We start from the raw sequence: 14,970 nt of genomic DNA, 5'->3' as shown, positions 1-14,970 counted from the left end.
TGGTTAGAATCCATTAATAGAATTCCGCTCTGTTATCTTCAATATCAGCATTTTCTTTTAACGCTTGAATTACTCTTCCAGAATATGAAGCAACTTGTTGTTTCAATTTGTTTACATATTCATCGTAGTTTTGAATTGCTGGTGCTTTAGTTTCAGCTTTTGTTACAATAACATAAACTCCAGAATTTCCATCAATTGGTTTTGACATTTGTCCCACTTTAGAAGCTAAAGCTGTTCCAACTACTTTTGGCTCATAGCCAGCATTTGGAATAGAAGGATTTTCAATTGACATATCAACAGCATTCATTACAGTAACTTTATTAGCAGATGCAATTGCCTCTAAAGAAGCACCTTTCATCTTAGCTTTTATCATTTCTGCTTTCTTTTTGTTTTTTAAGATAGACTCAACTTGTGGTCTTGCGTCTTCAACTGGCATTAATCCTTTGTCGTAAACTTTTTTCAATTTTACAATAATATGACCTTTGTTAACGATTTCAAATCTTTTTACATCACCAACTTTAGTATCATCACTGAAAGCCCATTTTACAATTTGTCTTTGATTTGAAACTGCACCAAATGACTCATCAACAGCTTTTACTCTAACTGCTGGACTTACTGTTAGTTTCATTTCTTTTGCTAAAGCAGCAAAATCTTTAGAAGCAGCATCCATTTCAAATTTAGTTGCTTGCTCATAAATTTTATTGTTAGTTAATTCAGATGGTTGTATTTTTTGAGCAATAGTTGCTAATTTAACTGCATCTTGTTTATCTGTAACATTAATAATATGGTAACCGAATTCAGTTTCTACCATGCCGATTTTTCCAATTGGATTATTGAAAACAAAATCATTAAATGGTTTTACCATTTGTCCAGGTGAAAAATAACCTAAATCTCCTCCAGATTGAGCAGATGAATCATCAGAGTTTGTTAAAGCTAACATGAAAAAGTTTCCTGGGTTTGCTTTTGCTTGCGCTAATAAACCTTCTGCTTTTGCTTTTGCTTGCTCTTTCGTTCTAACTTCTTTTTTGTTTGGAACTTGTGTTCCTTCCCAACTGATCAGTATATGACTTGCTTTTGCTTTTGCTCCGGCTTTTCTACCTAATGCTTTAGAAATACAGTAGTATCCGTTATACATATAAGGAGAAGAAACTTGTCCTGTTGGTAAATTGAATAACATTTCAGCACTTTCTGCTGGTAAATCTTGTTTTGAAACATACGTTGAATCAAAAGGTCTGTCTGAATTAGCGTTTACAAATTCTGCAACATTTTTTGTATTTGCAAAACCAGGAATAGTATCATTTTTACCAGTTGCATTGTTGTATGTTATGCTTGGAGATAATAATGATTCAACTTTATTTTTGATTTCAGCTTCATCTTCTGCAGATGGCTTTTCATCAATCATTACGTATTCGATTTCTCTTGCTTCTTCAGATTTAAATTTTTTCTCTTTAGTTTTCATGTATCCTTTAATTTCATCATCTGAAATTTTAACATCACTATCCTTAATTGAAGTATAAGGTACATTTACAAAGTCAAAACTAACTTTGCTTGCTTCCATTTCATATTTTAATTTTCCTTCAGCTTGTGTAGTGTATAAACCACCTTTTACTAAAGAATTATAAATTTGATATTTAGCATTCAAATCTGCATCCTTTTCTCTTTCTTTCAAATATTGAATTCCTTCTGGATTTGCTTTGAAATAATCTTTAAACTTAATTAAGTCAAATTTACCTGCTGCATTTAAAAACATTTGATTTTGTCCAATGTTTGGATCAGCTTTAAATACTTCGATAATATGTTTTTCTCCAACTCTAATACCTAATTTTTCAAATTCCGCTGTTAATAATGCAATACTAACTTCTTGATTCCAAACTTGGTTAGAAGCTTGCATAGAAGTCATTGACTGCCCATTTTGTTGGTTTTTTTCTGTATTAGCTACTTTTACTTTGAAGTCTTCAAACGGAATATCTTTTCCATTAACGCTACCTACATCTTTTGAAGGACGACCAATGTTTCCGCTATTGAATAAATCTCCAACTACAAATGCAAATAATGCAAATGCAATAATAGCTATCAACAAGCCAGAACGATTTCTAATTTTTTGTAAAACTGCCATTTTTATTCTGTTAATTTTTAATTCAGTTTGCGAAAATACAATTATCTATGAAATAATAACAATCAGAGTGTTATATTTTTCGAGGTTTTTAAGTTTTTTTTTGAAAATCAATCTATAATCGTCAATTTCACCAATTCAATCTTTTTATTGGTAGCTTCTTCAATGATAAATTGATAATTACCGATGGTTATTTTTTCTCCTTTTTGTGGTATTTCAGATGCAAAATCAACAATAAATCCACCTAAAGTTCCATAAGAATCGCTTTCTGGAATGTTTAACTTATATTCTTGATTGATATATTCTACATCCAATCGGGTTGAGAACAAATAAGTAACATCGTCTATTTGAGTTTCAACTAATTCTTCATCTTGGTCGTGTTCGTCTTCAATTTCTCCAAAAAGTTCTTCAACAATATCTTCCATAGTTACAATGCCCGAAGTTCCGCCATATTCATCAAGAACAATTGCAACACTTTTTCTTTTTTTGGTTAACAAACTCATTACATCTTTGATGAAAATTGTTTCAGGAACAAATTCAACTGGAATCATAATAGATTTTACACTTCTAGGTTTTTTGAACAATTCAAAAGAATGGATATAACCAACAATATCGTCAAGCGTATTTTGATAAACTAATATTTTTGAATAACCAGTTTCTATAAATAACTTCCTCAATTCAGCCACTGAACTATATAAATCAACTGCAACTAATTCTGTTCTAGGTGTCATTATTTCCCTAGCTTTCACACCAGAAAACTCTAATGCATTTTGAAACATTTGGATTTCAGTATCAACATCATCGTCGTCGTCAACTGAGTTCATTTGTTCTGAAATATAATTTCCAAGTTCTATTTTACTAAAAGTCAAATTAATTTGGTCGCCTTCTGTTTTGAAAAATCTTTTTAAAATAAAATCGGAAATCCAAATCATGAAAGAAGAAATATAATAGAATAACTGATAAAATATATATGCTGGAAGCGCAAAAAACTTCATGAAACTATTAGCATATATCTGAAAAAAAACTTTTGGCAAAAATTCTGCAGTCATTAAAATTACCATTGTAGAAATGGTAGTTTGTAATAAAACGGTTGTTAGCTCTGGGAAATGAAATCCGAGATTTGCAAACCATTTTAAAATCAAATCACCCATAAAAAACCCATAAACCACTATTGCAATGTTGTTTCCAACTAGCATTGTAGCAATAAATTTTGATGGTTTTTGAGTGATTTTTGATAAAATATTACCTAGAAAATCATCTTGTTTTTTTTCAATTTCTAAGTAAATTTTATTTGAGGAAACAAAAGCAATCTCCATTCCTGAAAAAAAAGCGGAAAGTATCAAACACAGAATGATGATTCCGATTTCCATAATTAAGGCTTTTTGTTTCTATCGTCAAATTTTTTGGCAAATCGTCTACGGAAGAAAAACATAAATATTCCAATTACAGCAAAAACTAAACTTATAACATAGTTTGCATCTTCTGATTGCCATTTAGTAAATGCATCGTAAGCAAAAATAACTCCTGCGATTAGGTATGCGTATTGAGTAAACTTTAAATAATTCATTTTTATTTTTTTATTCGGATTTGTCTATTTCACCCGATATTCTTTGAGAATTCACTTTTTTGAAGTCTTTACTGAAGTCAATTCCTTCACCGAAAGAAACACCTTTTGGTGAAGTAAATTTAAACTTTTTTTGAGTAAAAAACCATTCGTTTTTTTGATCGAAATACAACTGTTCTGTTTCAAGCAAATCACCATTTTCATTACTTATTCTAACATTTCCTTGCAAATCAATCAAATCGGTTCCTTTAAAAGATGATGCATGGTTTGCTTTAACAAATGTTCTTTTACCATTTGCATCATATAAAGTTAAATCTATTCCAGTTGGAAATTCAGTAAATGGAAATTCAACCGTTGAATAATCCAACATCTTAGGACTAATTAAAACTGCTTTTATTCTTCCTGAATCAGTATATTTTAAATTGATAGAATCGGCTTCACCACTTGGCGTGAATTCTGAAAGTCCCATTTTTTGAACTTCTTTGAAATTACTTTCACAAGAAATCATTCCAAAAAAAGGAAGTACTAAAAAAAGTAAATATGTCTTTTTTGAAACACTCATTATTTGGAAGGGAAAATAATTTCTTCGTTAATCCAACAACCAATTGTCATTGATTTTCCATTCATTTTTGCATCAGAAATATCTTTTGGAGAAAGTGATTCTTTTGAAGAGTTTTTTATAAAAATATCAACATTGCTTTTTAATCTTTCATCAGCTATTGCAGCTTTTTTTACTGTTTGCTGCGCTAAATAATGAACTGCTTTTTTTTCAAAAGGTGTTTTCCCGCAATCAGAAGCACTACTTGAATAAAGTTGTGCTAAAAACAAATAAGCTTTTCCAAGTTTTGGGTTGAATTCTAAGGATTTTAAAAGAAATTCTTTTGCTTTTGCTTTGTCACCACTGAATAATCCAGTTGCTAATGTGTAATATTTTGTTGCTTTTTCAGTTAAATCAGATTCCAATTCGGCAGATTCTATATAGTGTTTTTTAGCTTCATCAAATTTTCTGTTTTTTAATGACGCAATTGCCAAATAACTTGATGATTGAGAAGAAACTTTTAAAGCATAATACCTTTCTGCCATTGCTAAAAAAATTGGCGTAGCCGAACATTTGTCTGACAATGTATTCAATGAAGCTTGCAACCAAACCTCATTTTCTTGGTTTTGAGGCATTTTTTTCTCATAATAACTCGTCAGATTATCACAATTTAAAAATTCATTCGCCAAAGAATTCACGCCTTTTCTAGCTGCAATATAAGATTCTCTTTCTTCAGGATTTTTGGTAAATAAATTATTAATTTGATTACTCAACAATGAATATTTCTCAATTATCTTATCACTAGAAACTGATTTGTCACCATTTTGATTCTTTTCAATTAATAATTTAAAGTAATTGAAAATAGCATTTGCAGAAGTAACTTTATCTAAAGCTTTTGAAAAACCATTATCAAAATACTGAAAGATTTCGTCTTTTGCATCAATGTTGTTTTCAAGCAACGCTAAACCTTTATAAACTTCGTAATCTTGAGTTATTTCAGGAAAATTTTTATTGTATTTGTTGTATAAACTCAATAAATCTCTAACAAGTTTTTCTTTTTCTTCTGGAGTTGCCGTATTATCAATTTTATATTGAATAATTTTAATTCCATCAGTATAAATTTCTTTACTTTGACTCGGACACTTATCTTTTACAAATTCCCAAGGAGAAAAAGCATCACTATAATTTTTTACTTTTAAGAACTCTTGATATTCCTTGGTTTGCAAAGAGCAATCTATTTTTTGAGCGTTACTATTTAGACTAAACAATATAACGGTTATTAATATAATTACTCTCATAACATAATTTTTTAGTTGTATTTACGCTTAACAAACCATCTGTCGCTGAATGATAAACCAATACTAAGATTAAAATAATTTTCTTCAATAAGATTGTAATATTTTGTTCCTCTTTTACCCATTTCGAAACCGATGTTCAAGTTAGAAAAAGTTCCGTTCAAAGGCAAACCTAAACCTAAATTTACTGCAAAATCTTCAATTGATTTATTTTGAATTACCATTCCAGTATTTTCATAACGCAAACCTCCACGATAGGTTATTCTTTTGAAATAACTAGTAAATGAACCATAATTAGGAATAAAATATCCTCCAACACTATAACGAGTAGAATTCTCAAAAACCACACCATTAATATCGTCAAATCTATTTTTCAAATCACTACTAGATTGTAATGTAACTTCTGCTCCAACCAACCATTTTCTAACTTCTCCAAATCCGGAACCAATTGAAAATCGTGATGGAAAATCAAAATTTAAATTCTGAACTGGCTGTTCATCTACTTGGTCACTTACAGTGATTGTTCTTTCATTAGATAATTTTAGGTTAGCTTTTGGAGAATAAACCAATGAACCAAAAAAGGTATGTTTTTTATCAACTTTTGATTGATAAGTTAATCCAGCTGTAAAATTCACACCTTGAATTTTAGATAAGTTTTCTTCAATTGTTCCATTCTGAACATCTGTTAAATACCTGTAACTTTTGGTCTCAATATTTCCAAAATTATACTGAACATCTAATCCAAAATTTATTTTCTTAGTTATAGCATATCCAGCACCTAAAAAAACTTTATTTATCCCACCAATACCAGTATATTGTGTTGAAAAGTTATTAGTATCATCTGCCAAATTCAAAATTTTATAACCAACTGACGAATAAGGTAATAATCCGAATCCGAATCCAAATTTTCCAGCGGGAATTCCAATTGCGATGTAATCTAAAGTAGTTCGTCTAGCTTTTTCACTTTGCGATTCAGTATTCAATTTAGTATTCAAAGCAGAACCACCAGCACTGAATGTAGTCAATTTTAAACCAGCATAATGCGCCGGATTTTGAAGATTAATATGAATACTATCCGAAAAAACAGAAACTCCACCCATAGCACGAGTTTCAGCTGTTCCTTTAAATTTCACATCACCAATTCCATAAAAAGAATATGGCGAAGAAGTTCCTTCTTGAGCAAAAGAAACTAATGATAAAAGCAAACTAAAGCTTACTATAATTTTTTTAATCATTTTTGATTGTATTGAAATGTTTGGCTCAAACTTTCCAATAGAAAATTTGAATTGGCAAATATGGTATTTTTTAATCGCACCGCCAAAAAATCGGTATCACCACCAGTGAAAATTATGATAAAATTAGCGTTTTGAGATTTAAAGTAGTCAATATAACCATCTATTTCAAATACAACGGCATTAACAATGCCCGAATGGATAGACTCTTGGGTTGAGTTTCCAATTATATTTTCAGGATTTTGTTTCTTTAATAAAGGCAACTTAGCAGTATAATTATGAAGTGCTTCATATCTTAAACGAATTCCAGGTGAAATTGCTCCGCCTAGATAATTATTATTCTCATCTACAAAATCGTAAGTAATACAAGTTCCAGCATCAATAATCAACCTATTTGTATTTGGGTATTTTAAAGTTGCTCCACATGACAAAACCATTCTATCAATTCCTAAAGTTGTTGGAGATTTATACAAATTTCTAAACGGGAAATTTAGATCTCTAGTAACGAAAAACACTTTGGCATGATTTTCAAACTTCAAAAAGTCATTTTTTTCTAATTTTCCAACAGAAGCAACAACTATAAATTCAATCTTCTGATATTTATTTAAAACAAATTCAGTTTTTTCAAAAAAATCAGAATTAAAATAATCAAATCGCTCTATTAAACTATCTTCCTCAAAAACAGCCGATTTAATTCTGGTATTTCCAACATCAATTGCTAAAAGCATAATAGTAATTTTGAAAAGCAAAGTTACAATAGATTTTTTTCACTATTTGTTTTGGATAAATTAAAAATCATTCTATATTTGCACCCGCAATAAAGCGGTACCTTAGCTCAGTTGGTAGAGCAATGGACTGAAAATCCATGTGTCCCTGGTTCGATTCCTGGAGGTACCACAAAAAACCCGAACAAATTGTTCGGGTTTTTTTATTTAATATCCAGCGCCAGCGCCAGCAATAACTTCTATTGGATGCCAAGTTGTTTTGGTTTCTTGAAAATCAAAAATCAAATAAGGTGATTCAAATTTTTCATCATAATAATTAGAATCTTCACGAATAATAACTCTTTTTAAATTATCTATAGCCAAATCCTGAATCTTTTTAATTTTTTCAGCATCATTGCCACAATATAAAATTGAATTTACGTCTTTGTGAGAGGCAAATACAGATAATAATTCATCTTGATTACCTGTTAAAATATTTACAACACCACCCGAAACATCTGAAGTTGCTAATACTTCAGCAAAAGTAACGGCACATAAAGCTAATTTTTCTGATGCTAAAACAACACAAGTATTTCCACCTGCAATTATTGTAGCTATTTGTGTAACCAACCCTAACAAACCACTTTTTTGAGGTGCAAATACAGCAACAACACCAACTGCTTCTGGAACTGAAAAGTTAAAGAAACTTCCAGAAACTGGATTAACACTACTATACATTTGAGTATATTTATCGCACCAACCAGCATAATAAATCAATCTGTCAATACATAAATCAACTTCTTTTTCAGCATTGGCTTTTGAAACTCCTTGCAATTCCAGTTCAGAGATAAACTGAGCTTTTCTTCCTTCGAGAACTTCTGCAATTCTATACAATATTTGCGAACGATTGTAAGCCGTTCTATGCGACCATGAACCTTGAGCATTACGCGCTGCAACTACAGCATTTCTAAAATCTTTAACTGAGGATAAACACATATTTGCTATAGTTTTCTTGTTCGACTTTAATGGATAATATCTACCTGATTCGGTTCTTGGAAAACTTCCACCGATATATATTTTATAGGTTTTTAAAACTTCTAATCTTGACATAACTTTTGTTTTAATCAAATTTTAAATAAGGTTCTAATCCATGAAGTCCGCCTTCTCTTCCAAAACCACTTTCTTTGTATCCACCAAATGGTGAAGCTGGATCAAACTTGTTGAAAGTATTCGCCCAAACTACTCCTGCGCGCATTTGTGAGGTCATGTTAAATATTTTGGAACCTTTATCTGTCCAAACTCCAGCCGATAGTCCATAAGGCGTATTATTCGCTTTCTCGATTACTTCGTCAACTGTTCTGAATGTCTGAATTGCTAAAACTGGTCCGAAAATTTCTTCTTGGGCAATTCTATTTGCCTGACTTACTTTGGTAAACAACGTTGGACGACACCAAAATCCTTTTGATGGCAAATCGCAAGTTGGTTGATACATTTCGGCACCTTCTTCAACTCCAATTTTTAAATATTTATTGATCGTTTCCAATTGCTTTTTAGAATTAATAGCTCCAATATCAGTGTTTTTATCCAAAGGATCACCAACACGAAGCGATTGCATTCTATCTTTTAATTTTTGAACTACAGTATCAAAAACCGACTCTTGAACATACAAACGTGAACCAGCACAACACACATGACCTTGATTAAAGTAAATTCCATTTACAATTCCTTCAACAGCTTGGTCTAAAGCTGCATCTTCAAAAATAATGTTAGCAGCTTTTCCACCCAATTCCATCGTTGATTTTTTTGGAGTACCAGCAATGGCTTTCATAATAATTTTTCCAACCGCAGTTGAACCTGTAAAAGCAATTTTATTTACATCAGGATGATTTACAATGTGTGAACCTGTAACGCCTGCGCCAGAAACTATGTTTACAACTCCTGCTGGCAAACCAGCTTCTTGAATCACTTCTGCCAAAAGATATAAAGTTAGCGGAGTAGTTTCTGAAGATTTAATTACTACTGTATTTCCTGCTGCTAACGCTGGAGCAATTTTCCAAGCTGCCATTAGTAAAGGAAAATTCCAAGGAATAATTTGTCCTGCAACACCAAGCGCTTTTGGTTTTCTATTCGGAAATGCATATTCCAATTTATCTGCCCAACCTGCATAATAAAAGAAATGTGCTGCCGCCAATGGAACATCAACATCTCTTGATTCTCTTATTGATTTTCCTCCATTTAAAGTTTCAACAACGGCAAATTCTCTTGCTCTTTCCTGAATAATTCTTGCTATTCGGTAAATGTACTTTCCTCTTTCTTTTCCTGATAATTTTGACCAAACCGAAGTGTATGCTTTTCGTGCTGCTTTTACTGCCAAATCCACATCGGCTTCATTGGCTTCGGCTACTTTTGCCAAAATTTTTTCATTTGCTGGATTTATGGTGTCAAAATATTTTCCAGATTTTGGTTTTACAAATTGTCCGTTGATGAACAAATCGTAAGTATCTTTTAGTTTTATATGCGAAGTACTTTCTGGTGCTGGAGCTAAATCCCAGTTAGAACTAAAATCTATGGTATGCTTTTTCTTCATAATTATACTTTTGAGAAATAATCACTCGATTGGTAAATGCCTGTTTTTTGCTTTGCAATTTGCATCAACACATCGTTGGCTAAACTGCTCGCACCAAATCTAAAATATTCGTTGGTCAACCATTTTCCGCCAAGCGTTTCTTTTACCAATAATAAATATTGCAATGCCAATTTAGAATTAGAAATTCCACCTGCAGGTTTCATTCCAATCATAATTCCGGTGTTATAATAATAATCACGAATGGCTTCGAGCATTACTAAAGTAACAGGCAGAGTTGCTGCTGGTTTTATTTTTCCTGTTGAAGTTTTAATAAAATCGGCTCCGGCATGCATGGCAATATCGCTAGCTAAACGAACTCTATCCAAAGTTCCTATTTCGCCTGTTTCTAAGATTACTTTCAACCGAACATTTTTACCACAAGCTTCTTTAATCATAGCAATTTCATCAAACACAAAATTGTATTCACCGCTATGAAATTTACCACGACTAATAACCATATCTACTTCGTGTGCTCCATTATCAACAGCCATTTTGGTATCTAAAAGCTTAATTTCAGCACTTGATTGTCCGCTAGGAAAAGCTGTAGCAACCGAAGCAACTTTTAGATTGGTTCCTTTCAATTCGTTAACGGCTGTTTTCACAAAATTTGGATATACACAAACCGCAGCTGTTGATGGCAAATCGGCAATTTCATCGTGTAAATGTTGTGCTTTAAAACACAATTGCTTTACTTTTTCTTCGGTATCTGCACCTTCTAAAGTAGTTAAATCAATCATGTTTAGCGCCATGTACAATCCTTGAAGTTTGGATTCTTTCTTGATACTACGAGCTGTTATTCTTGAAATTCTATCTTCAATACCAACTTGATCAATTCGTGGCGTATTTAAAAAATCTAATTGTTTCATTCAACTAATAAATTATACCTAATGAAAATTTATTATCAATAGGAATAACAAATATATAAATAAGTTAAGAAGATGTAATTGCTTGTTGAATTATTAAACTAATTATCTTCTAAAAAACTTTAAACTGATGAAATGCTTCTTTTGTTATCGCAAATCTTAGGTTACTATTCCAGTACTTCCAGACTTTTTTGTTTAAAATGCAATTTTATAAAAGGTTTTAAGTCATTCAGATAGCAAAATATCAAATAATAAATCATTATCCTTTGAAAATAATTTTTGATAATTTACTAATTTAGTAGTTAATAGTTGGTAGCCCTATATCTAACCTTGCCTTATTAGTTTTAGCAGTATCTGTAGGCTTTATATTTTTATATGTGCCAAAATATTCAAATCTAGTGTTTTCTTTAGCCATCACTTTTCTTGCATCCAACATTTCAGCATATACAAATGGCGGACATTTTCCTTTTTTTACTTCATTTAATAGTATTGGCTCTATTTGCAGAATATTATCATAACTCATGTGTTTTAATAAAACTGAAAAAACAATTGGAGATAATTTTTCATCTTTACCATGACCACCAATTAGCTTCATACTTGGATAACCAACTTCTTTAATTATCTTTAAGACTTTTAGTTCATTAATTTTATCAACTGAATCAATTTTAACTGTATTTCTTGTCTTTCTTATTTTTTGATCTTCTTCAAATATTTTAATTATGGAGTCTCTTAATTTTAGATTAATCCCGTTCAAAAATTTAGTGTACTTAATTTTCAAATCAACATTTTTATACTTTGTTTTTTTCTTTATCTGAACCCATAAAGAATCTTGATAATTACCTAAATCATAACCATAATCAGAAACTAAAATAGGTATAAATTTATTTAATTTTTTTGTACTATTATTTCTAATAGATAATTCGCAATATAATTCTAACTCATCAAAAGTAATTGTATTTAAAGGTTCATACTCATTAAACAAACTATCAAGCAAAACAAAGCTTTTTTTGTATTCTTTTTTTTGATACAATTTTTTTACCTTTTCAACTGTCAAATAATAGGGTATATAATTCAACTCATTTTTTTCAATATTTTTAAGAAAATTCTCTTTTGTTTTACATGAAAAGATAAAGACAAACAAAATCATTAAAACAAAAATTATTTTTTTCATAAATACGTAATTTAACACTAAAAATTAAGTTCTTTAATTTGTTTCTTCTTTCAAAACTTCTGGAACTTCACCTTCGTATTCAGTTTCTTGTAAATCTTCGGTTTGTTTGCCTAGTTTTACTTTTGGGTTGTCTTGCGTTCCGGTAACTTTTATTGGAATCCCAATAATGCCTAATGGAGGCAAACCCAATCGCATTTTAATGTTTAATTGTCCGTCAAAACTTGTTGTTCCTTCAATTCTTGGCCTGAATCCGGCAACTTTAAATTTAAATCGTTCAATAGTGATGATATTATTTTTAATTGAAGTTTTAATGTCTACTTTGCTCAAGTCAGGATTTGCAATTCCTTCTTTACCAGTTTTTCTGCTTACGACATTCATCAATTTAAATCCTTTCATTTTTACTTTGCTAACCGATAATACCCCATTTCCACGAAGTGAAGGGAAAATTGGCATCATGTTTCCGTCTAAAATTCCTGCTAACTTATAATCTAACGAAACAATTCCTTCAGCGCTTTCGGCAGCAGTTACAATTTCGTGAAACAATTTAATTTCGTTATAAGCACGTTTTACATCAAAGTCTTTGGCATTTACTTTCATGTCAAAAAATGCTTTTTCATCAGTTTGATTGCCATAAACAGCATCCATTTTTACTTTACAATCAATAATTTCAACACTAGCATTTTTCAATTCTAATCGACCTTTATTGATATTCAAACCACCATTCAAATTATTTATAGCTAATCCATCAAAATTAATTTTTGATGCTTTAGCTTTCAACTGTAAGTCAAAATTAGAAGGAATGATGATTACTCCAGTTGCAGTTGTAGTAGAATCAACTGTGCTTTTTTCTACTTCTTGCTTAGACATAAACTCATCAACGTTTATGTAATTGGAGTTGAAATTAAATTGCCCTTTCAAAATGGCTTTATCGGTCAACACAAATTCGATGACATTTTGCAAAGCACCATTCATAACAAAATCAGATTCGCCATAAGTAGCTTTGAAATTATCAAAATTCATTTTATCCTGATTGAATTTAAACAATCCTTCACGAATAATAAATGGTTTTGGTAAATATTCTGTCGTTGTATTTATGTTTTGTAGACTTAATGTTCCACTGTTTTGAAGTTTGGAATAATTCCCTGAAACAGCATCATTTTGAGTTCCTTTAAATGTTACATCTGCATTGACAATTCCTTCTAAATCCAATCCTTTCTGAGAAAAAACTTTGTAAATTTTTCCAATATTTAATTCACCTTTGGCCTTAATATCATAAGCAATATTATTGAAATTTTGAAGTTTGGCATGAACATAAATTGGTTTTCCTTCAAATTCAAAACTTGCAGGTGTGATGTCAATTTTCAAGTCATCCAAATTCCCTTTTTGATCTAAAATATTGGCTGTAACATTGATATTTGTTATTGGATTTGGATAATAATCGGTCTTGATATACCCATTTTTTAGATTAAATGTTCCTTTGGTTACCGGAATTTTGTTTTGCTTTTTGTCATAAATTCCTTTAGAACGAATAGTAGCATTCAAATTACCTTTCAAATCCATATTTCCTAACCCAAAAGCTCTGTCAAGTTGAGCCAAATCAACTTTTGATTCAATTCGAGCATCAATCAAAGGTTTCGACAAACCTTCTGATTTAATAATTGCTTTTACATAATCTTTGTTGAGATTAAAGAAAATAGAATCAACATTTACTTGTAGTTTTTCAGCGTCAAGTTGCGGCAATTTAGTGTCAAAATTCAAGAAAATATTTGAAACCGGAATTGGCGCTTTATTATTATTTATAAAACCATCTCGGATTTTCATATTAAATGCCAAATTAGGTTTTAGGTTTTGAGCAACAATGTATTTGCCTTTTAAAGTTAAAGCCAAATCTGTTTTTCCTTTTACTTTTGTTTTATCAAGCCATGTAACATATTGTGGCGGTAAAGCGGTGAAAAAATCTTCTAAATAACTATCCTCAGATTTTATCTCAAAATCCATGTCATAACCATTAGATAAGAAATTGAATTTTCCTTTGAACTCAACTGGCAATTGATTTATTTTCAAATTATTCTGCTGAAATACAAATGCTAAAGAGTTTGTGTTAATTTGAGTAATCAAATCGGCATTTACTTTTTTGTTTTTCAAATATTGTTCACCATCATAAGTAAAATCAAAAGAGTCAATTTTAGCTTCAGTATATAAATCAAAAATGGCTTCGTTTAAATCTCCTTTACCAACATAATTAAAACCTTTGGCATCAATTAAAATTTTTGCAGATTTATCGTTATAAATCAAATGCGTATTCTTAATTGCAATTTTATCTAATCGTAATGAAGTTGTAGATGAATCGGTTTCAGTAGTTGTAGTTTCAGATTTGTAAACATTGTAATTAGCTTCCCCTTTTTCATTCACCAAAACATTTACATTAGCATCAAAAACAAATATTTTATCAATAGTAATTTTACTATCAAAAATTAAAGATTTAAGATTGATTCCAAAAGAAACATCTTTAGCAGACAGTAATGTCTCATTTTTATAAGGTGCTGAGCCTTTTAATGAAAAATCAGTCAAGGTTAAGGTTAAGGATGGAAAGTGTTCAAAAAAGGAAAGTTTTGCCTCTTTAAAATCCAATTCACCTTCGAGTTTATTGTTTGCAAATGTTTTTACTTCTTCCGCTATTTTACCAGGAAAAAGTATCGGCAACAGAAACATCAACAACAAAAGAATTGCAAATGAAATTCCTGTTGCTTTCAGGATTCTGAAAATTATATGTTTCTTTTTTTTCTCCATAATTATTTTGCAAATATACTATTCTTACTGAATGATTTTCACACATTTTATAAAACAAACAAGCCACGTAAAAA

12 protein-coding genes and 1 tRNA gene are annotated in these 14,970 nt (G+C 30.6%); 1 reads left to right on the top strand and 12 read right to left on the bottom strand.

Features of this window, described 5'->3' with window-relative positions; genetic code table 11:
- Window positions 1-13 precede the first annotated feature (13 nt).
- The 7 genes from RN605_RS11820 to RN605_RS11790 form a co-directional block, all read right to left on the bottom strand.
- Window positions 14-2,116, bottom strand: a complete 2,103-nt coding sequence (locus RN605_RS11820) for a peptidylprolyl isomerase (protein WP_313325038.1) — start codon at window positions 2,114-2,116, stop codon at window positions 14-16.
- Between the two features lie 107 nt (window positions 2,117-2,223).
- Window positions 2,224-3,483 carry a hemolysin family protein gene (locus RN605_RS11815; RefSeq protein WP_313325035.1) on the bottom strand — a complete coding sequence of 420 codons (1,260 nt, stop codon included), beginning with the start codon at window positions 3,481-3,483 and terminating at the stop codon, window positions 2,224-2,226.
- Window positions 3,484-3,485: 2 nt separating this feature from the next.
- The gene (locus RN605_RS11810; RefSeq protein ID WP_313325034.1) at window positions 3,486-3,680 is read right to left on the bottom strand and encodes a hypothetical protein; all 195 of its coding nucleotides are present in this window, start codon (window positions 3,678-3,680) and stop codon (window positions 3,486-3,488) included.
- A gap of 10 nt (window positions 3,681-3,690) precedes the next feature.
- Window positions 3,691-4,239: an LPS export ABC transporter periplasmic protein LptC gene (gene lptC, locus RN605_RS11805; RefSeq protein WP_313325032.1), complete on the bottom strand. Its 549-nt coding sequence runs from the start codon at window positions 4,237-4,239 to the stop codon at window positions 3,691-3,693.
- Window positions 4,239-5,513: a tetratricopeptide repeat protein gene (locus tag RN605_RS11800; RefSeq protein ID WP_313325030.1), complete on the bottom strand. Its 1,275-nt coding sequence runs from the start codon at window positions 5,511-5,513 to the stop codon at window positions 4,239-4,241. The genes lptC and RN605_RS11800 overlap by 1 nt, the downstream gene beginning before the upstream one ends.
- 11 nt (window positions 5,514-5,524) lie before the next feature.
- Window positions 5,525-6,745: a hypothetical protein gene (locus RN605_RS11795; protein WP_313325028.1), complete on the bottom strand. Its 1,221-nt coding sequence runs from the start codon at window positions 6,743-6,745 to the stop codon at window positions 5,525-5,527.
- Complete coding sequence (locus RN605_RS11790) at window positions 6,742-7,470, bottom strand: type III pantothenate kinase (protein WP_313325025.1); 729 nt, start codon at window positions 7,468-7,470, stop codon at window positions 6,742-6,744. The genes RN605_RS11795 and RN605_RS11790 overlap by 4 nt, the downstream gene beginning before the upstream one ends.
- A gap of 96 nt (window positions 7,471-7,566) precedes the next feature.
- Between RN605_RS11790 and RN605_RS11785 the strand changes: the two genes are divergently transcribed.
- Window positions 7,567-7,639: transfer RNA gene (locus RN605_RS11785), tRNA-Phe, on the top strand.
- A gap of 35 nt (window positions 7,640-7,674) precedes the next feature.
- Here RN605_RS11785 and RN605_RS11780 read toward each other — a convergent pair.
- The 5 genes from RN605_RS11780 to RN605_RS11760 form a co-directional block, all read right to left on the bottom strand.
- Window positions 7,675-8,556: an aldehyde dehydrogenase family protein gene (locus RN605_RS11780; protein WP_313325023.1), complete on the bottom strand. Its 882-nt coding sequence runs from the start codon at window positions 8,554-8,556 to the stop codon at window positions 7,675-7,677.
- 10 nt (window positions 8,557-8,566) lie between these two features.
- Window positions 8,567-10,033, bottom strand: a complete 1,467-nt coding sequence (locus RN605_RS11775; RefSeq protein WP_313325021.1) for an aldehyde dehydrogenase family protein — start codon at window positions 10,031-10,033, stop codon at window positions 8,567-8,569.
- A gap of 2 nt (window positions 10,034-10,035) precedes the next feature.
- On the bottom strand, window positions 10,036-10,938 hold the full coding sequence (gene deoC, locus RN605_RS11770; protein WP_313325019.1) for a deoxyribose-phosphate aldolase: 903 nt from the start codon (window positions 10,936-10,938) through the stop codon (window positions 10,036-10,038).
- A 292-nt stretch (window positions 10,939-11,230) separates the two neighbouring features.
- On the bottom strand, window positions 11,231-12,106 hold the full coding sequence (locus RN605_RS11765) for a hypothetical protein (protein WP_313325017.1): 876 nt from the start codon (window positions 12,104-12,106) through the stop codon (window positions 11,231-11,233).
- Window positions 12,107-12,139: 33 nt separating this feature from the next.
- Window positions 12,140-14,896, bottom strand: a complete 2,757-nt coding sequence (locus RN605_RS11760) for an AsmA family protein (protein WP_313325015.1) — start codon at window positions 14,894-14,896, stop codon at window positions 12,140-12,142.
- Window positions 14,897-14,970: the final 74 nt, after the last annotated feature.

Source organism: Flavobacterium sp. PMTSA4 (assembly GCF_032098525.1).
Classification (GTDB): Bacteria; Bacteroidota; Bacteroidia; order Flavobacteriales; family Flavobacteriaceae; genus Flavobacterium; species Flavobacterium capsici.
The sequence above is the reverse complement of the archived record's forward strand: the minus strand, read 5'-3'. Positions and strand labels throughout refer to the sequence as shown.